This window comes from Streptomyces sp. NPDC052101, assembly GCF_040680235.1.
Taxonomy (GTDB): Bacteria; Actinomycetota; Actinomycetes; order Streptomycetales; family Streptomycetaceae; genus Streptomyces.
Window position 1 is genome coordinate 70,461 of the sequence record NZ_JBFAWH010000020.1, and the last position, 24,293, is coordinate 94,753.

Sequence of the window (24,293 nt, forward strand, 5' to 3'; positions counted from 1 at the left end):
GCCCGGTCCCTTCCGTCAGCCGGTGCCCGGGCGGACCACGACGGCCAGGGCTTTGATCCGCCCGCTGTGCCGGAAGTGCAGGACGAACGGCACGAGGTCGCCCGCGTGCCACGTCCCGCGCACCGCCACCATCACATCGAGGCCCTGCGGTGACATCGCCACGGTGCCGCCCGCCGGGACGGTGACGGAGTCCACCGCGCGCATGGTCCCGGTGTTGCGGTTCGTCGTCGTGTTGCGGCCGAGCATCGCCGCGTCGGTGGCGGTCGAGGTCACACCCGTCAACTCGTCGTCGGTGCCGCCCGCGTTGGAGATCCGGAAGAAGGCGGCGGATTCCGTGCTGTTCCCGTACGGCAGCAGCACCCGTCCGGACGTCACGTCGACGCGTGCGGGGCTGCCCGCCGCCCCGGCCGCGGTCCAGGCGGCCAGAGTGCCGAGCGCGAGCACGCATGCCGCCACGGGGGCGAGCGCGGCGCGGAGTGCCTCGCCCAGCCGGCGGCGGGAGGGCAGCCACACGGCCGGTGCCGTCACGACGCACCTCCCAGCCGCTGCGGCCGCCCCGGCTGCCAGGTGCGCAACCGCAGGCTGTTGCCGACGACGAGCACCGAACTCGCCGACATCGCGGCTGCCGCGAGCATCGGATTGAGCAGGCCCACGGCGGCGAGCGGCACGGTGAGGGCGTTGTAGCCGAACGCCCAGAGAAGGTTGGCGCGGATCGTGCCGAGGGTCCGGCGGGCCAGTCGGACCGCGTCCGCGACGGCCTCGATGTCCCCGCGGACGAGGGTCACATCGGCGGCTCCGATGGCCACGTCCGTGCCGCTGCCCATGGCGATCCCGAGGTCGGCACCGGCCAGCGCGGCCGCGTCGTTCACTCCGTCACCGATCACCGCGACGCGACACCCCCGCTCCCTCAGCTCCCGTACGAGATCGGCCTTGTCCTCGGGCGTACACCGGGCCCGTACGTCGTCGATGCCCAGTTCGGCGGCGACGGCACGGGCCGTCTCCGCGCGGTCGCCCGTGGCCAGCACCGGCCGCACACCGAGGCGCCGCAACCGGTCCACGGCACGGTAACTGCCCGGCCGTACGAGGTCCCCGACCGCGATCAGCGCCTCGGGCCGACCGTCCACGAGGACCAGAACCGGGGTGTGCCGGGCCGTCGCGCACGCGTCCAGGGCACGGGCCAAGGGGGCCGGCAACTCGCCGTCGGGCGCCCGGACTTCGACCGTCCGACCTTCTGCACGGCCGCTCACGCCCAGCCCGGGCAGTGCGCGGAAGCCGGTCACCTCGGGCAGTGGCCGTCCGGCGTACGCGACGATCGCCCGGCCCAGCGGATGCTCGGAGCCCTGCTCGACGGCGCCCGCGAGCCGCACGGCCGCCTCTTTGCCGATCCCGCCCGCCACCTCGGTGACCCGGGTGACGCTCATGTCCCCGGTGGTGAGCGTGCCGGTCTTGTCCAGGACGACGGTGTCGATGTGCCGCAGGGTTTCCAGCGCCTGCGGACCGCTGACCAGGACACCGAGCTGGGCGCCACGGCCGGTGGCGGCCATCAGCGCCGTGGGAGTGGCGAGCCCCAGCGCGCACGGGCAGGCGACGACCAGGACCGCGACGCACGCGGTGACGGCCGCCTGCGGGTCGGCTCCCGCACCGAGCCAGAAGCCGAGCACCGTGACCGCGATCGACAGCACCACCGGGACGAACACCCCTGCCACCGCGTCCGCCAGACGCTGAGCGCGCGCCTTGCCCGCCTGCGCCTCGCTCACCAGCTCGGTGATCCGGGCCAGTTGGGTGTCGGCACCGACCGCCGTGGCCCGCACCAGCAGCAGCCCGCCCGCGTTGACGGCACCGCCGACGACCGCCGAGCCGGCCTGGACCTCGACCGGTTCGCTCTCGCCGGTGACCAGCGACACATCCACCGCGGAGCTGCCCTCCACGACCTCGCCGTCGGTGGCCACCCGCTCCCCCGGCCGGACGACGAAGACCTGACCCACCCGCAACTCCTCGATCCGGATGCGCCGTTCACGTCCGCCGTCCCGCACGTCCCGCACCGCCACGTCCTTCGCCGCGAGCACGGCGAGCGACCGCAGCGCCCGCCCGGTGCCGTGCCGGGCCCGCGCCTCCAGAAACCTTCCGGTGAGCACGAACAGCGGTACGGCGACGACGGCTTCCAGGTAGACGTGCGCGCCGCCGTCGGCGGTCCCGGCGGAAGGCAGCAGGGTGAAGGGCATGCGCATTGCGGGGTTCCCCGCGCCACCGAGGAACAGCGCGTAGGCCGACCAGCCGAAGGACGCCACCACGCCCAGCGACACCAGCGTGTCCATGGTCGCCGCCGTATGCCGCAACCCGCGCACCGCCCGTACGTGGAACGGCCACGCGCTCCACACCGCGACCGGCGCGGCCAACACGAAACACAGCCACTGCCAGTTCCGGAACTGCAGGGCGGGCACCATCGACAGCACGAGCACGGGGAGCGAGAGGAGCGCGGTGACGACGAGCCGGTCCCGGCCCCCGGACTCGGCTGCCTCGTCCGGCTGTTGGGGGTGGGGCTCGGGGGCGGGGCCGGGCGGGGCGGGCAGTTCGGCGGTGTACCCGGCGCGCTCGACGGCCGCGACCAGCTCGTCCGGTGTGACGTCCGTCGGATGGCTCACCCGGGCCCGCCCGGTGGCCAGATTGACCGTCGCGCTGACCCCCTCCAGCTTGGCGAGCCGCTTCTCCACCCGCCGTACACAGGCCGCGCAGGTCATACCGCCGACCGTCAGGTCCGTGGTCGCCAGGGCGCCCGCCTCGGGGGCCGTCATCCGTGCATCCCGCCCATGCCGCCACCGTCGCCGTGTGGCACGGGGTCTCCACCGCCGGAGCCGGAGCGGCTGCCGTGCATGCCGGGCGCGACCGGTCCGTAGGCGGCGCCGACGGCGTACGACACCCCGAACATCAGCGCCAGCAGCAGGACGAAGCCGCACAGGGCGGGCGGCGGCACCAGTTTCCTCAGCGCGGCGCCTGCACCGGAGTGCAATGGTCGGGACTCTTCGATCACCGGGTTCTCCTGGTCGCGTCGTACGGCGCACTCGGTTCGAGCCGTACCGGTTCAGGAGTCGGGGCCGCGAAGGGGCGAGTTCCCATGCCTGGATATGAGCTGAGTCACTGCATCGCTGACGGCTCAATGTTCCGTCGTGCAGCAGCCCTCTGCCTCGGCGGTGCCCGAGACCGCGTCGAGGCGGCAGAAGCAGGACGCCTCGACCGGCACGTCCGCCAGCGCGACGGCGATCTTCAACTTCTGGGCCACGATCTGCGCTTCTCCCGCCTTGCCCAGCCGGACCAGACACTCGTGCAGCCCGTGCAGGGCCCAGACGTTGCCGGGGTGCTGGGCAGCGCGTGGAAGCGTGTCGTCGAGTCCCAGGTCGGCCCGGTAGACCGCCTCGGCCTCCGCGACGCGCCCCTGTTCCAGGAGCAGGGCGCCGTACGCGTGCCGGGTGGGCTGCATCCATCCCCACGGCTCGTCGTAGGGAAGGTTGTCGTCCAGTTCGATCGACCGCCTGAGCGCGGCGAAGGCGGCGTCGTGGTCGCCCTTGCGGTAGGCGAGTTCACCGTCGAGCATCGCCGACGCGATCGCCAGGATGTCGGCACAGGTGTTGTTGAACAGCATGCGGGTCCGCGGCACCCGGTCGACCGCCTCGCCGAACAGCCGGCGTTCGGCCTCGGCCTCGGCGACACGGCCGGTGGCCGAGAACGCGACACCACGGCCGTAGTGCAGCATCGCCGTGCTCACGCTGTACAGCTCGGGGTCGGCGGGCCTGGGCATCCGCAGGATGTCGTCCCAGCGGCCGAAGCGGATCAGTACGTGGACCCGCATGGCGAGAAAGCCCTCCAGCCAGTCGGCCATGGGCGGACTCTGCACGCGCAGCAGTTCCTCGGGGACGGACGCCTCCAGCCGGGCAGCGGCCTCCAGAGCGGTCCGGAACCGGCCGAGGAACATCGCGCCGTAGATCTTGAAGTGGTGGTTGTGCGACCGGTACAGGGTGTAGAAGTTCATGGCCCCGGCCCGCGCGTGGAACTTCTCGTCGGCGGCGATCGCGTCCTCGTTGTCCGACACCACGCGGCGGTAGTCGCCGCAGAGCACCTCGATGTGTGAGGGCATGTGCAGCAGGTGGCCGGCGTCGGGCACCAGCCGGCGCAGCCGGTCGGCGGCGGGCAGGGCCGCCTCGGGTGTCGGGGACATCTCCATCAGGTGGATGTACATGTGCAGGATGCCGAGGTGTCCCGCCCCGGCCTCTGTCGCGACCGCGCGGTCCAGGACGGCCTTGGCCTCGATCGTGCGGGCGCCTTCGGCCGGTTCACCGGTCCGCAGGTTCCACAGCCGCCAGGGGGTGAGGTTCATCAGCGCGTCGGCGTACAGGGTGGTGATGTCGGGGTCGTCCGGGGCGAGTTCGTGGACGGCGCGCATGCTGTCGGCGTACGGCGCGTTCCACACGGAGCAGTCCTCGACGGCCGCCGCCTGCGGATAGCGGGCGCGCAGCGCGCCGATCAGGGCTCGTTCCACGGGCGTGGCGCCGGTTTCCGCCTTCTCGTGGGCGCGTTCCACGGCGGCATGGGTGCGTTCGACGGTGCGTGCGAGGTCCTGGGTGTCGAAGAACTCCCAGGGCTTGTTGTAGTTGGGGCCGAGTGCGTACGCGATGCCCCAGTACGCCATGGCGCAGCCGGGGTCGGCCGCCGCGGCGGCTTCGAAGCAGGAGACGGCCTCCTCGTGGTTGAAGGCGTACGTCCAGACCAGTCCGCGGTCGAACCACCGTTGCGCCTCGGGCGAGGAAGTCGTCACGGGGCGGCTGTAGGTGCCGAGATCGTAATAGTCCATGCAGCGTCCCTCATGCGTTTATTACGCAAAGCGTGCACCGAGCAGCATAGTGGGCCGGGTCGTGACCGCCCCCTGCATCCATAACCCGATGTTCTGGGGAGCCGAGAGCTGGCCGTCGGGTCCGGCCGCCTCCACCCTTGGCCCAAGCCGCTGTGCAATGTCACATCACATAGGAGCTTCCATCGTGAGAGCACGACGATCCGGGATGGTCATGGCTGCCGCCCTCGGGCTCGTCGCCGTCGCCGGCTGCGGGGGAGCCGGCGGGGGCGACGGACAGGGCGGACCCGCGAGCAAGGGAGGCACCCTGCACGTGCTCTCCAGCACCGACCTGGAGCACCTCGACCCGGCCCGCAACTACGTCACCACCTCCGAGAACGTCGGCCGGCTGATCTACCGGACGCTGACGACGTACGCGGCGGCACCCGGCCCGGCCGGCGGCAGGATCGTGCCGGACCTGGCGACGGACACCGGACGTCCGAGCGCCGATGCCCGCACCTGGACGTTCACGCTCAAGGCGGGGGTGAAGTTCGAGGACGGGCGGCCCATCACCAGCCGTGACATCAAGTACGGGGTCGAGCGGACGTTCGCCGCGGAACTCCCCGAGGGACCGCCGTACGCGCGGATGTGGCTTGCGGGTGGCCGGAGTTACAAGGGCCCCTACAAGGACAAGCAGGGGCTCGCCTCGATCGGGACGCCGGACGACAGGACGATCGTCTTCAGGCTCAACCGGCCGGTGGCCGACTTCGGTTCGGCGGTGTCGCTGCCGACCTTCGCCCCGGTTCCGCAGGACAAGGACACCGGGGTCCGCTACGACAGCAGGCCCTTCTCCTCCGGTCCGTACAAGATCGGGGCCTTCGAACCCAAGAAGCAGCTCACGCTGGTCCGCAACACCCACTGGAGCCCGGCCACCGACACGGTGCGCAAAGGCCTGCCGGACAAGATCGTGATCGATCTCGATCTCGACGGGGCCGTGGTCGACCAGCGCCTCATCGCCGCTCAGGGGCAGGATGCGGACGCCGTCGCCTTCGCGCCGGTCGGGCCTGCCTCGGTCGGGCCGGTGCTGGCCAACCCCGCGGTGCACAAGCGGCTGGTCACCGGCGAGTCGATCAACACGCGCTATCTGAGCCTCAACACCCGGCACAAGCCGCTCGACGACGTCCGCGTGCGGCAGGCCATCGCCTACGCGCTGGACAAGGACGCGCTGCGCACGGCCCGGGGCGGTCCGATCGCCGGCAAGCTGGCCACCACCCTGCTGCCGCCGTCGCTGCCGGGCGCCGTCCTGGACGATCCGTTCCCGAGCCCGGGCGGCAAGGGCGACCCGGCCAAGGCCAAGACGCTGCTCGCCCAGGCGGGCCACGCCTCGGGCCTGACCCTCACGCTCGACACCCCGGCCACCGCGGGCGGCCAGACACAGGGCGAAGCCGTGCAGGCATCGCTGGCCAGGGCCGGGATCAAGGTGAACATCAACGCGATCAGTTCATCGGCGTTCTACAGCACGGTCGGGAACACCTCGCAGGAGCACGACCTGGTGATCGACGGCTGGACGCCCGACTGGCCCGGCGCCTCCACGTACCTGCCCCTCGTGTTCGACGGCCGGCTGATCACCCCGGAGGGCAACAACAACCACGCCCAGTACAACTCCCCCGCGGTCAACGCCCGCATCGACGCGATCGCCCGGATGAAGGATCCGTCGGCCGCCGCGACGGCGTACGGCGAACTGGCCGGGCAGATCATGCGGGACGCTCCGGTCGTACCGTTCCTGTGGGACAAGGCGGCCGTCCTGACCGGGCCTCATGTCACCGGCGCCTACGGGCACATCGCCTACGTCGGCGAGCTGGATCTGGTCTCGCTGGGGCTGCGCAAGTGACCGCCACACTCCCCGCCCCGATACCGTCCGACGCGCCGCAGCGCGTCGTACCCCGCGAGACGTCCCTGTTGCGCCGGCTGCTGGCCCAGCGCTCCGCGACGGTCGCGCTGACGGTGGTCGTGCTCCTGGTGCTGATCGCCCTCGCGGCCCCGCTGATCACCTGGGCCGCCGGCACCTCCCCGACCGACTTCCACTCCGAAGCGGTGGACCCGACGCTCGGCGGACTGCCGCGCGGCACCGGAGGCGGGATCAGCGGCGCGCACTGGCTGGGCGTCGAGCCCGGCAGCGGCCGGGACATCCTCGCCCGTGTCGTCTACGGCGCCCGGGTCTCGCTGCTGATCGCCCTGCTCGCCACCGCCCTGTCGGTGGCGCTCGGCACGGCGCTCGGACTGGCCGCCGGGTTCTTCGGCGGCTGGACCGACACCGTCATCGGCAGGCTGATGGATCTGCTCATGTCGTTCCCCGCCCTCATCTTCATGATCGCGCTGATCTCCGCGGCGCCGGGTGTGAACCGGCAGCTGCTGCTGGTCGTCGTACTCGGCTTCTTCGGCTGGCCGTACGTCGGGCGGATCGTGCGCGGACAGGCGATGGTGCTGGCCCGCGGCGAGTTCGTGGCCGCGGCCCGGGTGCTGGGTGCCTCCCGGCGCGCGCTGCTGCTGCGGGAGGTGCTGCCCAACCTGAGCGGACCGATCCTCGTCGTGGCGACCATGTCGATCCCCGGTTACGTGGCCACCGAGGCGGGCCTGTCCTTCCTCGGTATCGGGGTGCGCCCGCCGACCCCTTCATGGGGCCAGATGATCGCCTCCGCGGTGCCGTGGTACGCCGCCGACCCCGTCTACTTCCTCGTCCCGGGCGTCTTCCTGTTCGTCACCGTGCTCGCCTTCAACGTGCTGGGTGACGCGGTGCGGGACGCACTCGATCCCCGGAGCCGCCGACGATGATCCTCTATGTCCTGCGCAGACTGGCCGCGACGGCGGCGATCCTGCTGGTGGTCTGCGCGGCCACCTTCGCGATCTTCTATCTCATGCCCGCCGACCCGGCCCAGGGCGCCTGCGGCAAGGCGTGCAGCCCCGAGCGCATCGCCGAGATCCGCACCACGCTCGGCCTGAACCACTCGGTGTTCGTGCAGTTCCGCGACTATCTCGTCGGCATCGTGGCCGGGCGCGGCTACGGCACGGGGGCGCATGCCGTGCACTGCCCTGCCCCCTGCCTGGGCTTCAGCTTCCAGACCGATCAGCCGGTGTGGCGGATGCTCACCGACCGGCTGCCGGTGAGCGTGTCCATCGCCGTGGGCGCGGCGGTGCTGTGGCTGATCGTCGGTGTCACGGCGGGTGTGATCTCGGCGCTGCGCCGTGGCAGCGTGTGGGACCGGGCGGCGATGACGGCCGCGCTGGGCGGCGTCTCGCTGCCGGTGTACTTCACCGCCCTGGTGCTGCAGTACCTGCTCGTCGTCAAGCTCGGCCTGCTGCCCTATCCGCAGGCGATCCCGCTCACCGAGGATCCGGTCGGCTGGGCGGAGTCCATGGTCATGCCGTGGATCACGCTGGCGATGCTCTACGCCGGGATCTACGCACGGATGACCCGGGGCGAGATGCTCGACAGTCTCGGCCAGAACTACGTCCGCACCGCGAGGGCCAAGGGCCTGCCCGAGCCGACCGTGCTGCGCCGGCATGCGCTGCGGCCCGCGCTGATGCCGATCGTGACGATCTTCGGGATGGACCTCGGTGCGCTGCTCGGCGGCGCCCTGATCACCGAGTCGGTCTTCGGCCTGCCCGGCGTGGGCAAGCTCGCGGCCGACGCGATCAACAGCGCCGACCAGCCGGTGATCCTCGGCGTGACGCTCTTCGCCGCGGCGTTCGTCGTGATCGCCAACGTCGCAGTGGACCTGGTCTACGCGCTCCTGGACCCGAGAGTGAGGGCCGTGGGATGACCCTGCTGACCGTACGTGATCTGACCGTGGACTTCGCGGGCGGCGTGCGCGCCGTCGACGGACTCGATCTGGACCTGGCCGCCGGGGCGGTGCTCGGCGTGGTGGGTGAGTCCGGCAGCGGCAAGTCCGTGACCAGCCTGGCCGTCATGGGTCTGTTGCCCGATGCCCGCGTCACGGGTGAAGTCCGCTTCGACGGGAGGCAGTTGACCGGCCTGGACCGGCGGGCGCTGCGCCGGCTGCGCGGAGACCGGATCGCGATGATCTTCCAGGATCCGCTGTCCTGCCTGAACCCCTACTACCCGGTGGGCTTCCAGATCGCCGAGGCGTACCGTGCGCATCGCCGGGCCGGACGCCGCGAGGGGCACCGGGTCGCGGTGCGGATGCTGGACCGGGTCGGCATTCCCGAGCCCGAGCGGCGCGCCCGCGCGTATCCGCACGAGTTCTCCGGCGGCATGCGCCAGCGTGTGATGATCGCGATGGCGCTGTGTCTGGAGCCCGACCTGCTCATCGCGGACGAACCGACCACCGCGCTCGATGTGACCGTGCAGGCCCAGATCCTGGACCTGCTGCGGGAACTGCGGGAGCGGTCCGGCACCGCCATCATGCTCATCACCCACGACATGGGCGTGGTCGCCGGACTCGCCGACGAGATCGTGGTCATGTACGGCGGCCGCGCGGTCGAGCGGGGCACGGTCCGCGAGGTGTTCTACCGCCCGCGCGACCCCTACACCAAGGGCCTGCTCGCCTGTGTGCCCCGGGTCGACGGGCCGTTGCCCGACCGGCTGCCCACCCTGTCGGCACCGGAGGTGACCGCGTGAACGCCCCCCTGCTCGAAGCGCGGGACCTGGTCAAGCGGTTCCCCGTACGGCACGGCCTGACCCGGCGGCTCGCCGGACATGTCAGGGCCGTCGACGGGGTGTCGCTGCGGGTGGACGCGGGAGAGACGCTGGGTCTGGTCGGCGAGTCCGGCTGCGGCAAGTCCACGGTCGCCCGGTTGCTGACCCGGCTCATCGAACCCACCTCGGGCACGGTCTCGGTCTCCGGACGGGAACTGACCACGCTGGACGAGCGGTTGCTGCGGCCCGTGCGCCGCGATCTGCAGATGATCTTCCAGGATCCGTTCTCCTCGCTCAACCCCCGCCACACCGTCCGGCAGATCCTGACCGCCCCGTACCGCTACCAGGGCCTGACCCCCGACGAACCGGTGGAACACCTGCTGGAGCGGGTGGGCCTGCGGCCGGAGCACGCCGCCCGCTATCCCCACGAGTTCTCCGGCGGCCAGGCGCAGCGCATCGGGATCGCCCGGGCGCTGGCGCTGCGGCCCGAACTGGTGGTGTGCGACGAACCCGTCTCGGCACTCGACGTGTCCGTCCAGGCGCAGATCCTCAACCTGCTCAAGGACCTGCAACGGGAGTACGGGCTCGCCTACGTGTTCATCGCGCACGACCTCGGCGCGGTCCGCCAGATCAGCACCCGCGTCGCCGTGATGTACCTGGGCACGGTCGTGGAGACGGCCGACCGGGACACGCTCTACGGCAGCGCCGCGCACCCGTACACCCACGCCCTGCTCTCCGCCGTACCGCTGCCCGATCCGGACGCCGAACGGGCCCGTGAGCGGATCGTCCTCCACGGCGACCTGCCCAGTCCGCTCGCTCCGCCCAGCGGCTGCCCGTTCCGCACCCGCTGCCCAAGGGCAGCCGACCGCTGCGCCGCCGATCGGCCCGTGCTGCGCGCGATCGCCCCGGGCCACGAGGTCGCCTGCCACTACCCCGAGCCGCTGCAGCCGCCGTCCTCCACGTCGTTCGCCGAGAAGTCGTTCACCGAGAAGTCGTTCACCGAGGAAAGGACCTCATGAGCCACAGCTACCGCCTGCCCGGTCTCGCCGTGACCGACCACGTCCTCACCGTGCCGCTCGACCACGCCGCCCCCGCGGGGTCCTCGATCCAGGTGTTCGCCCGGGAACTGTCCGACCCGGCCCGCGAGGGCGAGCGCCTGCCCTGGCTGCTGTTCCTGCAAGGCGGCCCCGGAGGCAAGTCACCCCGCCCGCTGAACGCCACCAGCGGGTGGCTCACCCGTGCCCTCAGGACCCACCGCGTCCTGCTGCTGGACCAGCGCGGCACCGGCCGCAGCACCCCGGTCACGGCCCGGTCGGCCGAGCGGTTCTCCGATGCCGAGGCGCTGGCCGCCCATCTCGCCCTCTTCCGCGCGGACTCGATCGTCGCCGACGCGGAACTGATCCGGCATCAGCTGTGCGGCGAGGAGCCGTGGGAGACGCTCGGCCAGAGCTACGGCGGCTTCATCACCCTGACCTACCTGTCCCGGGCCCCCGAAGGGCTCCGCGCCTGCTACATCACCGGTGGCCTCCCCGGCCTGGACACCACCGCCGACGACGTCTACGCGGCCACGTATCCCCGCGTCAGGGACAAGATGGCCGCGTTCTACGCCCGCTACCCCGGTGACCGCGACCTGATCCGGCGCATCGCCGGCCTCCTCGACCGCCGGCCGGTCCGGCTGCCCGACGGGGACCGGCTCACCGTCCGGCGGCTGCGCACCCTCGGCCTGATGCTGGGCATGGGTGAGGGCGCCGAGCGCCTGCACTGGCTGCTGGACGAAGCCCTCGGCGCCGACGGCGACCTCTCGGCGACCTTCCTGCATCAGGTGACGAACCTGACCGGGCTCGTGGACAACCCGCTCTTCGCCGTGCTCCAGGAGGCCTGCTTCGCGCAGGGTGGCAAGCCCACCGACTGGGCCGCCGCCCGAGCGCTCGCCACTCGCCCGGAGTTCGCCGAGGACGCCGACCCGCTGCTGTTCACCGGCGAGATGTTCTATCCCTGGATGTACGAGGAGATCGCCGGACTGCGCCCGTTCCGCGATGCGGCCCACCTCCTGGCCGAGCGAGCCGACTGGCCCGAGCTGTACTCCCCGTCGCGGCTGGCGGCCAACCAGGTGCCGGTGGCCGCCGCGATCTACCACGACGACATGTACGTACCCACAGAGCTGTCCCTCCCGACCGCGCGCTCGGTCGGCGCGCTGCGCGCATGGGTCACCAACGAGTGGGAGCACGACGGGGTGAGCGCGTCCGGCGAAGGCGTGCTGTCCCGCCTGATGGACATGGCCGGCGGACGCGCCTGACATCCCCGCCCGACCCGAACTCCACGTCCCCGCACCGACCCGAAGGAGAGGCAAGGAGACATGTCCGGATCCCCCCACACGCTCAGGGCCATCGCCGCGGGTGCCGCCGCGACGGCGCTCCTGTCGCTCGGAGCCGCCGTCCCGACCGCGCACGCGGCGCCGGACCCGGCACACCGCGCGACCGCGGCCACCGACTGCGCCCTGCCCGGCCGGACCGGCTGGACGGACGAGGGCCACACCACCGACTACACCACCCAGTTCCAGCGCCCCCTCGGCACCAGGCACGTGCTCATGCTGTTCGTCGACTTCCCGGACGCCCGGGCCGCGGGTTCCACCTCCGACTACTACCGCCAACTCGCCCCGGCTGCCGACTGGTTGAAGCGCGACTCCTACGGACGGACCACACTGGACATCACCCCGCTCAACCGGTGGATCCGGATGCCGCAGGACTCCACCAGCTACGGCTTCCAGCGCGGGATCACCTTCGAGCAGCACGAGGCGTACGTCCGGCAGGCGGTGGCGGCCGCCGACCCGTACGCGGACTTCTCCCGATTCGACATGGTCTACCTCGTCCCGTCGAAGTCCGCCGCCGCGATCAGCTTCTCGCCGACGTACCTGTTCGACCCCACCACGGCGGGCGTCACCGCCGACGGCACGCGCATCAAGTGGGCCGTGACGTTCGGGCAGGACATGTGGCACTGGGGCTTCAAGGTCGCCGACCACGAGACCGGCCACACCTTCGGCCTGCCCGATCTCTACGCGTTCACCGGCACCGACTACCACCGCTTCGTCGGCGGCTGGGACCTCATGGGCGACATCGCCGGCGCCGCCCCGCAGCACCTCGGCTGGGAGCGGTGGAAGTTCGGCTGGATCGACGACCGCCAGGTCGCCTGTCTGCCCACGAGCGGCAGCCGCACGGTCCGCCTGAGGGCCGTGGAAAGCCCCGGTGGCACGAAGGTCGCCGTGATCCGCACCGGCGAGACCAGCGCCTACGTCGCCGAGTCCCGCAGGGCCGTAGGCGCGGACGACCACGCCTGCTCCACCGGCGTGCTCATCTACCAGGTGGACACCTCCGTCCAGACCGGCTACGGCCCGGTCCGGATCGTGAACGGCAACCCCGACGCCACCCCGCCCTCGGGCTGCCGGGCACTGGACATGGCGGCGTTCCATGCCGGCCAGTCCTTCACCGACCCGGCCACGGGTGTCCGGATCGACGTCGACGACGGCAGCACCACTTCCCAGGACGAGATCTCGATCACCAAGCGGTGAGACCACCGGCTCTGTCCGACACCCGCGGTGCGTCCGGATGGCGCCGCCGCCATCGCGCGTACGCCGGTGCGGCGGCGCAGGTGGCGAGATACCCCTCGGCCACTCTGCGGACGACCGCGTCGCCGTGCGCGGCCAACGGCCCGTCGCAGCGCCAGCCGAGTACATGGCGGTACCAGAGCGGATCGCCCGAGAGAGGGCGCACCGCGACGCCGGGCACCTCGATGAAGGTCGCCTGGCAGAGGCTGACGGCCAGCCCCGCCCGTACCACGTCGACCAGCTGCCTGCCTTCGGCCTCGTAGGGGGCGTGCGGCTGACGGCCCGTCCGGGAGAAGACGGACGCCCAGTACTCCCGGGTGCGATCGCTGTCCGGATGGGGCAGGGCCCAGTCCTCCTCGATGAGTTCCTCCAGGCTCACCTCTTCGCGTCCGGCCAGCGGATGGGCGGACGGCAGCAGGGCGAAGACGGGCTCGCTGACGACCGGGCGCAGGAACACCCCCTCGCGCGGCGGGAGTTCATGGCCGGGGTTGTCACCGAGGACCGCCGCCTCCAGGCGTCCCGCCGCAAGGTCGTCCAGCAGCGGCGACGGGGAGTACTGGCACCGGGTCGTCACCTCCGCGCCGGGGATCAACTCCCTTGTGGCAACGACGAGATCGGCGAGCAGTGGCGCGCCCACCGATCCGAGGCGCACGCGGCCCGGGGTGATTCCGCAGCGGGCGGCACGGGCGGTGTCGGACAGCAGGCCGTCGATACCCGGCAGGATCGCCCGTGCCCGGGGCAGCACCAGCTCGCCCAGGGCGGTGGGTACGGCGCCGGCCTGCCCCCGGTCGAAGATCGGTCCGCCCAGCATGGTTTCGATGCGCCGCAGCTGGGCGCTGAGTCCCGGTTGGGTCATACACAGCGACGCGGCGGCACGGGTCAGACTTCCGGCCTCCGCGATCGCGCAGATCACGCGCAAGTGCCGTACCTCTAGATCCATGGCGCGGATGGTAAGGAGCGACGGGAGGCTTCCGGCAGGGGGCGGACCCGGCACGGTCACATATGAAATGTCACACGCCGTCCAAGAGTTATGGGATGCGGGCTGCGCAGCCCTTGACGAGAAGCGCCATGTGAAAGCCACGAGGGCCCGGTGCGATCGTCATCGCCTCGGAGACGATCTGCCACCGGATGTGCCTGCTCCCGTACAGTCCGTGGCACAAGTGCCCCAGCACGGGCGAGCCCCAGCGGTTGACCAGGAGAAGAAACATGGACACCGAAGCCGGTCCCGGCTCCCTCCCGCACGTGCCCGGAGCGGTGCGGCCGGTCCCCGAAGCCGAGCCAGGGCTCGTGGAGCGCTGGCGTTCGCAGGGCGGCGAACTGGTCGAGCTGCTCACCCAGGTGCGCGAGCGACTGGGCGGGATCGCCGCGTTCCGCCTCGGGCCCGCCCCCACCGTCCTCGTCACCGACCCGCAGGCGGTCCAGCACGTACTCGCCCGGCACCCGGACCGGTACGTCAAGCGCTCCCACCGCGCCCGCCTCCTGATCGGCGACGGCGTCCTCGCCGCCACCGGCACGGCGTGGAAGCGGCAACGCCGCCTGCTGCAGTCCCAATTCACCGGTACCGGGATGCGCCGCTACGAACAGCGGATCACCGAGGCCGCCCGGACCACCGCCGCACGCTGGAGCGGGTACGCCCGTACCGGGCAACCCCTCGATGTCGAACGGGAGATGCGCCGCTTCGCCCTGGACACCATCTGGCGCTCTCTCACCGGGCACCCCCTGGATGACGGAACCGAGCGCGAACTGGCCACCGTAGCCGCCGTGACGGCCGCGCTTCCGACCCTGCCGGCGGACGTCACCGACGCCCAGGACGCCGTCGCCTCCGACCTCGCCCGGATCGACGCGGTCGCCCGGCATGCCATCAAGGCCGCCCGCAGCGGGTCGGCCGGCCCCGACGGCCCGGGCCTCCTGCACCTCCTCGTCGATGCCGCCACCGAGCGCCCCGAATACACCGACCGGCTCATCCGCGATGAGCTGGTCACGCTGCTCGTGGCCGGGCACGAGACCACCGCCACCACCCTGACCTGGCTCTACCTACTCCTCGACCGGTACCCCGCCGGCCGGGAGGAAGCCCTCGCCGCCGGCGGGGCAGGATCGGCGCAACGCCGTCAGGCCATCCAGGCTCTGGTCCACGAGACACTCCGGCTCTACCCCTCCGCCTGGATCCTGCCCCGCCACGCCACCGAGGACGACACCCTCGCCGGCTACACCGTCGAGGCGGGCACCGACATCCTGGTCTGCCCGTATCTCACGCACCGCGATCCCCAACTCTGGCCGGACCCGGAGCACTTCGACCCACGGCGCTTCATCACCCCGGACGGCCGGCCCACCCACCCGGGCGCGTACTTCCCCTTCGGCATCGGTCCCCGCGCCTGCCTCGGCCTGCAATTCGCGCTCCGCGAATCGACCGTCCTGCTCGAACACCTGCTGCCGGCCCACACCCTGGCCTTCGACTCCACCCCCACGAAGACGTCGTACGGCATGACCGTCCGCCCCGACGGCCCCACCCTCGCCACCGTGGCACAACCACACACCTGACGTGCATGAACGCGTGAGGCGTCGGCAGTCTCGTCCCGCTGACACGGGTGTCGGCGGCACCGACGAGGGATTATCGGCCACCTCGCTCGCATGCCGCCGGGGCATCAGGGCGCGTGCACCACACCGGATCCGGTTGCCCGGACTGCGGTCCTCGTGCGGCCATCACGACACAGCGGGCATATCAACCACCTCTGGCCGGTCAGAGAAGCCGGGTGGGCCGCGCGCGGTCCCTGTCCGTCCGGTGGCGCAAAAATGTCGGTTCTTCCTCCGGCCGTCTCGACCAACATCATTTGACGTTGATTCACTTGCGCCACAGGAGCCTCACGGACCGACCGGCCCGTCACGGGCTCCTTCTTGATGCAGGCGCCCATACGGAGGGGACCAGGATGTCGCAGCCGGAGCAGCCCGACCACTCAGCAGGCCGGGCACAGCTCAGCCTCGGGATCGCCGCCGCGCGGAACCTGACGACCACCACCAAGACCGTGCCGCAGATGCAGGGCATCAGCTCACGGTGGCTGCTGCGCATGCTGCCCTGGGTGGAGGTGAAGGGCGGCACGTACCGGGTCAACCGGCGGCTGGTGTACGAGGTGGGCGACGGCCGGGTGACGTTCGTCCAGGAGGGCTCCGCGGTCAAGGTCGTCCCCGCCGAGCTGGGCGAACTGCCGCTGCTGCGCGGCTTCGGCGACGAGGCGGTGCTGCGGGCCCTGGCCGAGCGGTGCGAGCAGCGGGAGTACGAACCCGGCCAGGTGATGGCCCGGCAGGGCCGGGCCGTCGACCACGTCTACCTGATCGCGCACGGCAAGGTCGAGAAGCTCACGCCCGGCCAGTACGGCGAGGAGACCCGTCGCGGCGTGGTGGCCGACGGCGGGTTCCTCGGCGGGCAGATGGTCGCCGAGCAGCCGGGTACATGGGAGTTCACGGCTCGCGCGTTGACGGCGTGCACGGTGCTGGCGCTCCCCCGGGAAGCGTACGAGGAGGTGGCGGGCCGGTACGAGGGGCTTCGGGCCCATGTCCGGCGCAGCCAGGACGAAAGGGCACGGCCGCGGAACAGGAAGGGCGAGGCGGCCATCGCCCTCGCCTCCGGTCACACCGGCGAGCCGGTGCTGCCGGGCACGTTCGTCGACTACGAACTCCGGCCTCGCGAGTACGAGTTGAGCGTCGCGCAGACCGTTCTGCGGGTGCACAGCCGGGTCGCGGACCTCTACAACGACCCGATGGACCAGGTCGAGCAGCAGCTGCGGCTGACCATCGAGGCGCTGCGCGAGCGCCAGGAGTCCGAGCTGGTCAACAACCGTGACTTCGGGCTGCTGCACAACGCCGACCACAGCCAGCGCATCTCCACCCATTCCGGGCCGCCCACCCCGGACGACATGGACGAGCTGCTGAGCATGCGGCGCGGGACGAAGGCGTTCTTCGCCCACCCGCGGGCGATCTCCGCCTTCGGCCGCGAGTGCAACAAGCGGGGTCTCGCGTTCGACACCGCCGAGGTCGGCGGACACCCGGTGCCGGCCTGGCGCGGCGTCCCCCTCGTTCCCTGCGGCAAGATCCCGGTCTCCGAGCAGGGCACCTCCGCGATCCTCGCGATGCGGCTGGGCGAGGGGGAGCAGGGCGTCGTCGGCCTGCGGCAGACCGGCATCCCGGACGAGTACGAGCCGGGCCTGAACGTCCGGTTCATGGGCATCAACGAGCAGGCGATCATCTCCTACCTGGTCAGCACCTACTACTCGGCGGCCGTTCTCGTGCCCGACGCGCTCGGCGTTCTGGAGAACGTCGAGGTCTTCGGCACGCCGTCGTAAGGAGAAGTCCGTGTCACTGCTGTCCCGGATCGCGGCGCCCACGGCCCGTCACGACGTGGCGCGGCTCGTGGCCGAGCTGCTCGCCGAGCACCCCGGTGCCCGCCCGGAGGGGCCGGCGAGAAGGACCGCCCTGCCGACCGGACCGACGGGGCTCGGCACGTCGGCCGCCCGGATCACGGCCCGGCGCAAGGACGCCGAGGGCACCGGGGTCCCGGAGCTGTACTGCCCGGCGGCGCTCCGCGACGACCCGGCGCTCGCCGAGGAGGTCAACGTCCGCCTGCTGGCGTGGGCCGAGGAGATCGGCCTCTACGCCGGCCGCCTCGACCGAGTCCGCGCGGCGGACTTCGGACGCCTGATGATGCTGGCGCACCCCGACACCGACGACCCGGACCGGCTGCTGGCTGCCGGCAAGTGCGCTCTGGCGGAGTGGGCCACGGACGACTACTACTGCGACGACGAGACGATGGGGTCCGCGCCGGCGCTGCTCGGCGCGCACCTCGGTGTCGCCTACGCGGCCATCGACCCCGCTCACCCTCCGCTCCGCTACGTCCCCGCCGTCGAGCAGGCCATGCAGGACGACCCGGTCCGGACCGCCCTGCGCTCCGCCTTCGCGCACCTGGCCCGGTACGCGGACTCGTCCCAACTGGCCCGGCTGCGCCACGAGGTCGCGGTGCTGTTCGTGGGCTACGGGCAGGAGGGGTCCTGGCGCTCCCAGGGCCGGATGCCCGCCGTCTGGGAGTACCTGGCGCACCGTCAGATCAACAGTTTCGTCCCGTGCGTCGCGATGACCGACATGGTGGGCGGCTATGTGCTGCCCGCCGCCGAGTACGCCGATCCGCGCGTCCGCCGTGCCGTGACCATGGCGTCCACGGCGGCCACGCTCGTCAATGACCTGTACTCGATGGCGAAGGAGCACCACTCGGACAGCGTGGAGTTCAACCTGCCGACCGTGATCGCCGCCGAGGAGCGCTGCACGCCGCGCGAGGCGGTCGAGCGGAGTGCGGCGATCCACGACGAGCTGGTCCGCACCTTCGAGACCGAGGCGGCAGCCCTGGCCCTGACCGGCTCCCCTCAGCTGCGCCGCTTCCTCACGGGGGTGTGGGCCTGGCTGGGCGGCAACCGCGCGTGGCACAGCGGCAGCCGGCGCTACACCTCCTCCACCTCCACCACTTCCTGACTTCCGCACCTCGCAAGGAGCCCCACTCTCATGACCACCACCCCCGCCCCTGTCCTGCGCACCGCGTACCAGAAGTCCGTGGCGGACTACTGGAACGCCGAGAAGGACCCGGTCAATCTGCGCCTGGGCGACGTCGACGGCCTCTACCACCACCACTACGGGATCGGCGACTACGACCCCTCCGTCCTGGACGGCCCCGAGGACACCCGCGACGAGCGCATCATCGCCGAACTCCACCGTCTGGAGTCGGCCCAGGCCGACGTCCTGCTCGACCACCTCGGCCCCATCGCGCCCGGCCACCGCCTGCTGGACGCCGGCTGCGGCCGGGGCGGCACCAGCATCATGGCCAACGCCCGCTTCGGCTGCCAGGTCGACGGCGTCTCCATCTCCGAGGCCCAGGTGGAGTTCGCGTGCGGCCAGGCCCGCAAGCGGGGTGTGGACGACAAGGTGCGCTACCACTTCCGCAACATGCTGGACACCGGCCTGCCGACCGGCGCGTTCCAGGGCATCTGGAACAACGAATCCACCATGTACGTCGACCTGTTCGACCTCTTCGCCGAACACGCCCGCCAACTCGCCTTCGGCGGCCGCTACGTCGTCATCACGGGCTGCTACAACGACGTGACGGGCGGCCGCTCCAAGGCCGTCAGCCGCATCGACGAGCACTACACGTGCAACATCCACCCGCGCAGCGCCTACTTCAAGGCCATGGCCGCGAGCGGCCTGGTCCCGATGAACGTCCTCGACCTCACGGACGCGACCATCCCCTACTGGGAGCTGCGCGCCAAGTCCTCCCTGGCCACAGGCGTCGAGGACCCCTTCCTGACGGCGTACAAGGAGGGCAGCTTCCACTACCTCCTGATCGCGGCGGACCGAGTCTGACGGCGGGGGCGCCCCGCCCGGAGTGCTGATACAACCCGGGCAATGGCTCTAGAGTGCGGCCATGGGGAGCAGGCGCAGGGTCCGTCGTATCGCGGTGGGCGGCACGGTGTACGGCTGGTGTTTCGGGCACCGGCACGATCGTGTGCGGGGCTACCCCGGGTGCAGCAGCACGGTGACCCTGTGGCGTCCGGGAAGCCGGGCCTGTCTGCGCCTGGTGTTCCAGCCGGCGTCCGACCGCGTCATCGGCTACCTCGACGAGGGCGCGGTGATGCGCCTGCCGGACCGGGAGCATCTGAATCTCCACGAGCCGGGCAGCGTGAGGGCGTTGCTGGACGAGGCCCTGGTCTGCGGGCTGTTTCCCGCAACGGGGCAGGTGGAAGTGGACGGCTGGCCCCTTTTCGACACTGTGCGACCGAAAGATCCGCTCGACAGTCCCTAGGTGTGGAGAGCCGCCGCACCAGTTCTCCGGCCGCAGGGGTGCCCGCGGCTTTGCGTGTCCCAGTGGGTTTCTTGGTCAGGACACGGCATGTACGTCCGCTTCCGTACACGTCGTGCCCTTCGGATGTCCCCGCACGGACCGCATGCCGCCCCCCTCCCGCACTGCCTGAGGAGAACCCTTGTTCCGACGTTCGGCCCGTAGGGCCCGTCCGGCCCGTATGGTCACCGCGGCAGCCGCCGCGCTCGCCGCCACCAGCGCGCTCACCGCGACGGCCATCGAGCCCGCCTCGGCGCACACGCCCGGACACCCGGCTGCCCGGCACGTCCTGCTGCTGTCGGTCGACGGCCTGCACCAGTCCGACCTGGCCTGGTACATCGCCCGCCACCCGCAGTCGGCGCTCGCCCGGCTCGCGGGCGGTGGCGTGGAGTACACGCACGCGAGAACCACCATCCCCTCCGACTCGTTCCCCGGCATGGTCGGCCAGCTCACCGGCGGCAACCCGGGCACCACGGGCGTCTACTACGACGACGGCTACGACGCCGCCCTGCTCCCGGCCGGCACCACCAGGTGCGCGGGCGCCAAGTCCGGCGCGGAGGTCGACCTCACCGAGGACCTCGACAAGAACAAGGACTCCATCGACGCGGGCCAGGGCCTGACCGGACTGCCCGGCAGCATCCTGAAGATGACCCCTCACGCCGCGAGCCTCATCGACCCGACGAAGCTGCCGGTCGACCCGAAGTCCTGCGCGCCGGTCTCCCCGCACGCGTACCTGCGGGTGAACACGGTCTTCAACGTGGCCCGCAAGGCCGGGCTGCGGACCGCGTGGTCCGACAAGCACGTGGCGTACGACATCCTCAACGGCCCCTCGGGCAACGGCATCCAGGACCTGTTCGCCCCCGAGATCAACAGCACCGCCACCGGCTACCCCGCGGGCGTCGACTGGACCAAGGACAACGCGGCGACCGAGCAGTACGACGGCTACAAGGCGCAGGCCGTGCTCAACGAGATCGACGGCTACGACCACGGCGGCACCCACAAGGTCGGCACCCCGGCGGTGTTCGGCATGAACTTCCAGTCCGTGTCGACCGCCCAGAAGCTGGCCGCCTCCGACGGACTGGCCGGCGGCTACCAGGCAAAGGGCGTACCCGGCCCGCTGCTGGAGAAGAACCTCGCCTTCGTCGACAAGGAGGTCGGCGCGTTCACCGTCGAGCTGCGCAAGCGGCACCTGGACGGCAGCACCACGGTCGTCCTGTCCGCCAAGCACGGCCAGTCGCCGACCGATCCGAAGGCGCTCACCCGCGTCGACGACGGCCCCCTCCTGGACGGCCTCAACGCCGCCTGGAAGAAGGCCCACCCGGGCTCCGGCGACCTGGTCGCGCACGCCGTGGACGACGACGCCATGCTGATCTGGCTCACCGACCGCTCGAAGGCCGCCACCGACTTCGCCAAGGCCTACCTGCTCGCCCAGTCCGGCACCGGAGTCGGCATCGACGGCAACGCCAAGCCCTTCACGGCGGGAGGCCTGAAGACCCTGTACGCGGGGGCGGACGCCGCCCGGTACTTCCACGTGAAGCCGGGTGACTCCCGCGTGCCCGACCTGTTCGGCATCACGCAGTACGGCGTCGTCTACACCGGCGGCAAGAAGATCGCCGAGCACGGCGGCGCCCACGCCGACGACCTCGACGTCCCGCTCGTCGTCTCCGGCCCCGTCACCCCGCACGACGTCCGGATCGCCGCCCCGGTCGAGACCACCCAGATCGCCCCGACCATCCTGCGGCTCCTCGGCCTCGACCCGCGGGCCCTGGACGCCGTACGCGCCGAGCACACCCCCGCGCTTCCGGCACGCTGACCTCACGGTCCGCAGGCTGGGGAGCCGCTCCCCGGGCTCCCCAGCCCCTGGGCTACCGGTGCTTTCCGCTGCCCTTCCCGGCGCTTGTCCGGCCGTTCCCGGTCGCGTTGTCCGTGCCGCCGGGGCGGTCACCGGGCGTGCCGGTGCCGCCCGCTGTGCCGTTGCGGGCGTCCGCGGCACCCGCGCCGGGTTTGCCCGAGCCGGCCGACCCGTTCGACGCGGCCGCCGCCCGCCTCAGCTGCTCGGAGCAGTACGCGGTGACCTCGTTCTTTCCGCCGGCGGCCGCGACGAGTCGCTGCCATGCCCTCGCGTCGAGCGCTTTGCCGCGCTTCTCGACGTGTTCATAGGCACGGCAGTGGGCCGCGGTGTCCCGGGCGGAGGAGGGGCGGTCCGTCGGCCCGGGGCCGCCCAAGGACACCGGCGAGGTCGCACCGCCCGGTTGGTCCGTGGCGGCCGCCGACGGGTGCGCGTCCCCTCGGCGGGTACCGGCGCCGTCCGTGGTCGAGCCGGCGGAACCGATGGCCGCTACCGCGACACCGCCCAGGGTGAGGCTGGCGAACACCACGCCGAACGTCATGTGCAACGGGCGGCGGACACGCCGCTCCTCGGGCGGCCGCCAGTCGTCCCGGCGCCGGGTACGCGCCCGGCGCGCGCCCACGCCGTGTGCGGCGGCCCGGAAGGCGGTCAGGGCCCGCTGCTCGGCCTCGGAGTCGAGACGGCTTGCGCGTATGGCGGTGGCCAGCGCCGATTCCAGCGTGGCGGAGTCATCCACGTCCTGCGGGCCGGACACGGCGCCGCCAGGGTGCACACGTCGACGGCCCGGAACTCTGCCGCCGCTCAGCCGTTCACCCATGCGCGTTTCCGTTCCTGTCCGACAGTTTCGATTCGTTCGGCGTAGGAGCCTGTTGCCTTTCCGTACGCACACTGTCGACGTCATTGTTCATTTCGACTCCCCCAGCGTTCGGGAGGCGTCATCCGTCACACCCTCCTCCGCCTCGCCTCCGACGCCCAGTTGCCGGGCGAGGCGTTTGAGGCCCCGGTGGGCGGCAGTGCGCACCGCTCCCGGGCGCTTGCCGAGAATGCGTGCGGTGGCGGGACCGTCCAGGCCGACGACGACCCGCAGAAGCACGGCCTCCGCCTGGTCCTGCGGCAGCCCGCGGACCAATGCGAGGGCCCGCTCGGTGGAGAGGCCCTCCAGGGCCTGCTCATGGGTGCTGCACGGGCCGGGCAGGTCGAGTACGTCCTGCTCCGTCCCTCCCGCCCGGGGCCGTACCCGTTGCCGCCGCAGGTGGTCCAGGGCCCGGTGCCGGGCGATCGTCGCCGTCCAGCCGCGGAAGCCGGCGCCGTCGCCCTTGAACCGGCCGAGGTCGCGGGCTATCTCCAGCCAGGCGTCGGACGCCACGTCCTCCGCCTCGTCGCCGACGAGGCCGTGCAGGTAACCGAGGAGACCCGGCTGCACGATCCGGTAGGCGACCGCGAAAGCGGTCTCGTCGCCGTCCTGGGCCCGCGCGACCGCCGCGCCCAGTTCCCCGTCGTACGCCTGTACACGACGGGGTTGCCGTACCTGGCCCAAGACTGTCCTCGTTCGCACCGGTTCCTAGCGATTGCATGCCGTCCGCCGTGCTCCGGTCGTTTCGACGGCCCCATGGTGACCAGCGTCCGTCCTCACAGAAGTGTCACAACGCACCAGGAGCCCTTCACGTATCGCCGGTGCCCGCGCGACCGGCACCGCCCCGCTCGGGTGACGTTTCGCGTGGATCGTGCGCTGCGGGAGTACCAGGTTCGGTACCCGCAGGCCGAGGCGTCCGCCCGCCGTATGCCGGTACCGCAACCCGTGCCCCGGACCCCTCTCCGTGCCGTTCGTGTCTCCCCCCGTGAGCGGCACGGAGAGGGTTGGGGTGGCGGCGTGTGATGGTTCGGCGGCCCCGTGCGCTCCTTCTGGCATGGATGCGTACCTCCGTCTGCGCGCGGTGCCGCCCCCGGCACTGCGCAACAGTGCGACCTGGATGGAACGACTTTTCGAGGAGGACTCGGAGGCCGTTCGGCGCCGGGTCGGCCGCCACCGTGAGGAGGTGCTGGACGAGCGCTATCTGGACCAGGAGCGCATCTATGCCGGCGCTCCCGCGCGCCATGCCGAGCACCGGCCCCAGAGCCAGGTGGTGCTCGGCGGCCGGCCGGTGTGCCGCACCGACCCGCACAAGCCGCGGTTCCTGGTGCTGACGGCCGCTCAGGCCCGCCGGGTGGCGGAATTCCTGGCGGCGGCCGACTTCGCCGCGCTGTGGGACTTCGCCCGCGACGAGCTGCTGCCGCGCTATGGCGGCGTGATCGCGGAGCCCCGGACATGGCACGCCTTCGCGGCGGGGCACCAGGAGCTGAAGGCGTTCTACGCGCAGACGGCCGAATGCGGGGACGCGGTGGTGAAGTGGCTGCCGGACCGGAGGCGTTCTGTCATGATTCGCCCGCATCACGAGTCCCAGGTGTAACAGTTTCGGCCGAGCGCGCTCTTTCCATGCGGACGACCGCACCGGTCGGCCG

General features: G+C 71.8%; 20 protein-coding genes and 1 pseudogene. 14 read left to right on the plus strand and 7 right to left on the minus strand.

Annotation, left to right across the window (positions count from 1 at the left end):
* Window positions 1–15: 15 nt before the first annotated feature.
* The 4 genes from AB0L75_RS30390 to AB0L75_RS30405 all read right to left on the minus strand — a co-directional run bounded on the left by AB0L75_RS30390 (window position 16) and on the right by AB0L75_RS30405 (window position 4,843).
* Entirely contained in the window at window positions 16–528 is a 513-nt protein-coding gene (locus AB0L75_RS30390) for a copper chaperone PCu(A)C (protein ID WP_365187209.1), read from the minus strand.
* Window positions 525–2,792 carry a heavy metal translocating P-type ATPase gene (locus tag AB0L75_RS30395; RefSeq protein WP_365187211.1) on the minus strand — a complete coding sequence of 756 codons (2,268 nt, stop codon included), beginning with the start codon at window positions 2,790–2,792 and terminating at the stop codon, window positions 525–527. Before AB0L75_RS30395 ends, AB0L75_RS30390 begins: the two co-directional genes overlap by 4 nt.
* Window positions 2,789–3,025, minus strand: a complete 237-nt coding sequence (locus tag AB0L75_RS30400; protein ID WP_365187365.1) for a hypothetical protein — start codon at window positions 3,023–3,025, stop codon at window positions 2,789–2,791. Before AB0L75_RS30400 ends, AB0L75_RS30395 begins: the two co-directional genes overlap by 4 nt.
* Window positions 3,026–3,151: 126 nt before the next feature.
* Window positions 3,152–4,843, minus strand: coding sequence for a hypothetical protein (locus AB0L75_RS30405; protein WP_365187213.1), 1,692 nt, complete (start codon window positions 4,841–4,843; stop codon window positions 3,152–3,154).
* A gap of 184 nt (window positions 4,844–5,027) precedes the next feature.
* Between AB0L75_RS30405 and AB0L75_RS30410 the strand changes: the two genes are divergently transcribed.
* The 7 genes and pseudogenes from AB0L75_RS30410 (at window position 5,028) to AB0L75_RS30440 (ending at window position 13,041) form a co-directional block, all read left to right on the plus strand.
* The gene (locus tag AB0L75_RS30410) at window positions 5,028–6,710 is read left to right on the plus strand and encodes an ABC transporter substrate-binding protein (protein WP_365187215.1); all 1,683 of its coding nucleotides are present in this window, start codon (window positions 5,028–5,030) and stop codon (window positions 6,708–6,710) included.
* Complete coding sequence (locus AB0L75_RS30415) at window positions 6,707–7,651, plus strand: ABC transporter permease (RefSeq protein ID WP_365187217.1); 945 nt, start codon at window positions 6,707–6,709, stop codon at window positions 7,649–7,651. The genes AB0L75_RS30410 and AB0L75_RS30415 overlap by 4 nt, the downstream gene beginning before the upstream one ends.
* Entirely contained in the window at window positions 7,648–8,640 is a 993-nt protein-coding gene (locus AB0L75_RS30420; protein ID WP_365187220.1) for an ABC transporter permease, read from the plus strand. Before AB0L75_RS30415 ends, AB0L75_RS30420 begins: the two co-directional genes overlap by 4 nt.
* Window positions 8,637–9,404: pseudogene (locus AB0L75_RS30425) on the plus strand (ABC transporter ATP-binding protein); the annotation flags it as partial. The gene AB0L75_RS30420 and the pseudogene AB0L75_RS30425, both read left to right, overlap by 4 nt.
* A gap of 50 nt (window positions 9,405–9,454) precedes the next feature.
* Window positions 9,455–10,495, plus strand: coding sequence for an oligopeptide/dipeptide ABC transporter ATP-binding protein (locus AB0L75_RS30430; protein ID WP_365187222.1), 1,041 nt, complete (start codon window positions 9,455–9,457; stop codon window positions 10,493–10,495).
* The gene (locus tag AB0L75_RS30435; protein WP_365187225.1) at window positions 10,492–11,772 is read left to right on the plus strand and encodes an alpha/beta fold hydrolase; all 1,281 of its coding nucleotides are present in this window, start codon (window positions 10,492–10,494) and stop codon (window positions 11,770–11,772) included. The genes AB0L75_RS30430 and AB0L75_RS30435 overlap by 4 nt, the downstream gene beginning before the upstream one ends.
* Before the next feature lie 60 nt (window positions 11,773–11,832).
* Window positions 11,833–13,041: a M6 family metalloprotease domain-containing protein gene (locus AB0L75_RS30440; RefSeq protein WP_365187227.1), complete on the plus strand. Its 1,209-nt coding sequence runs from the start codon at window positions 11,833–11,835 to the stop codon at window positions 13,039–13,041.
* Here AB0L75_RS30440 and AB0L75_RS30445 read toward each other — a convergent pair.
* Window positions 13,028–14,017, minus strand: a complete 990-nt coding sequence (locus tag AB0L75_RS30445) for a LysR family transcriptional regulator (protein WP_365187230.1) — start codon at window positions 14,015–14,017, stop codon at window positions 13,028–13,030. The genes AB0L75_RS30440 and AB0L75_RS30445 overlap by 14 nt on opposite strands.
* Before the next feature lie 266 nt (window positions 14,018–14,283).
* On the opposite strand from AB0L75_RS30445, the gene AB0L75_RS30450 reads away from it, so the two are divergent.
* The 6 genes from AB0L75_RS30450 to AB0L75_RS30475 all read left to right on the plus strand — a co-directional run bounded on the left by AB0L75_RS30450 (window position 14,284) and on the right by AB0L75_RS30475 (window position 21,758).
* On the plus strand, window positions 14,284–15,615 hold the full coding sequence (locus AB0L75_RS30450) for a cytochrome P450 (RefSeq protein ID WP_365187233.1): 1,332 nt from the start codon (window positions 14,284–14,286) through the stop codon (window positions 15,613–15,615).
* Between the two features lie 386 nt (window positions 15,616–16,001).
* Window positions 16,002–17,411, plus strand: coding sequence for a family 2B encapsulin nanocompartment shell protein (locus AB0L75_RS30455; RefSeq protein WP_365187235.1), 1,410 nt, complete (start codon window positions 16,002–16,004; stop codon window positions 17,409–17,411).
* A gap of 10 nt (window positions 17,412–17,421) precedes the next feature.
* Window positions 17,422–18,588 carry a family 2 encapsulin nanocompartment cargo protein terpene cyclase gene (locus AB0L75_RS30460; protein ID WP_365187238.1) on the plus strand — a complete coding sequence of 389 codons (1,167 nt, stop codon included), beginning with the start codon at window positions 17,422–17,424 and terminating at the stop codon, window positions 18,586–18,588.
* Window positions 18,589–18,618: 30 nt separating this feature from the next.
* Window positions 18,619–19,470 carry a geranyl diphosphate 2-C-methyltransferase gene (locus AB0L75_RS30465; protein WP_365187240.1) on the plus strand — a complete coding sequence of 284 codons (852 nt, stop codon included), beginning with the start codon at window positions 18,619–18,621 and terminating at the stop codon, window positions 19,468–19,470.
* Window positions 19,471–19,531: 61 nt separating this feature from the next.
* Entirely contained in the window at window positions 19,532–19,909 is a 378-nt protein-coding gene (locus tag AB0L75_RS30470; protein ID WP_365187243.1) for a hypothetical protein, read from the plus strand.
* Between the two features lie 178 nt (window positions 19,910–20,087).
* Window positions 20,088–21,758, plus strand: coding sequence for an alkaline phosphatase family protein (locus AB0L75_RS30475; protein ID WP_365187246.1), 1,671 nt, complete (start codon window positions 20,088–20,090; stop codon window positions 21,756–21,758).
* 52 nt (window positions 21,759–21,810) lie between these two features.
* Here the strand turns inward: AB0L75_RS30475 and AB0L75_RS30480 are convergent, their stop codons facing one another.
* Both AB0L75_RS30480 and AB0L75_RS30485 read right to left on the minus strand, forming a co-directional pair.
* Window positions 21,811–22,548 (minus strand): hypothetical protein, encoded by a 738-nt coding sequence (locus tag AB0L75_RS30480; RefSeq protein WP_365187248.1) that lies wholly within the window; start codon window positions 22,546–22,548, stop codon window positions 21,811–21,813.
* 150 nt (window positions 22,549–22,698) lie between these two features.
* Window positions 22,699–23,331 carry an RNA polymerase sigma factor gene (locus AB0L75_RS30485; protein ID WP_365187251.1) on the minus strand — a complete coding sequence of 211 codons (633 nt, stop codon included), beginning with the start codon at window positions 23,329–23,331 and terminating at the stop codon, window positions 22,699–22,701.
* Between the two features lie 370 nt (window positions 23,332–23,701).
* Between AB0L75_RS30485 and AB0L75_RS30490 the strand changes: the two genes are divergently transcribed.
* Window positions 23,702–24,241 carry a DUF1877 family protein gene (locus AB0L75_RS30490; protein WP_365187254.1) on the plus strand — a complete coding sequence of 180 codons (540 nt, stop codon included), beginning with the start codon at window positions 23,702–23,704 and terminating at the stop codon, window positions 24,239–24,241.
* Window positions 24,242–24,293: the final 52 nt, after the last annotated feature.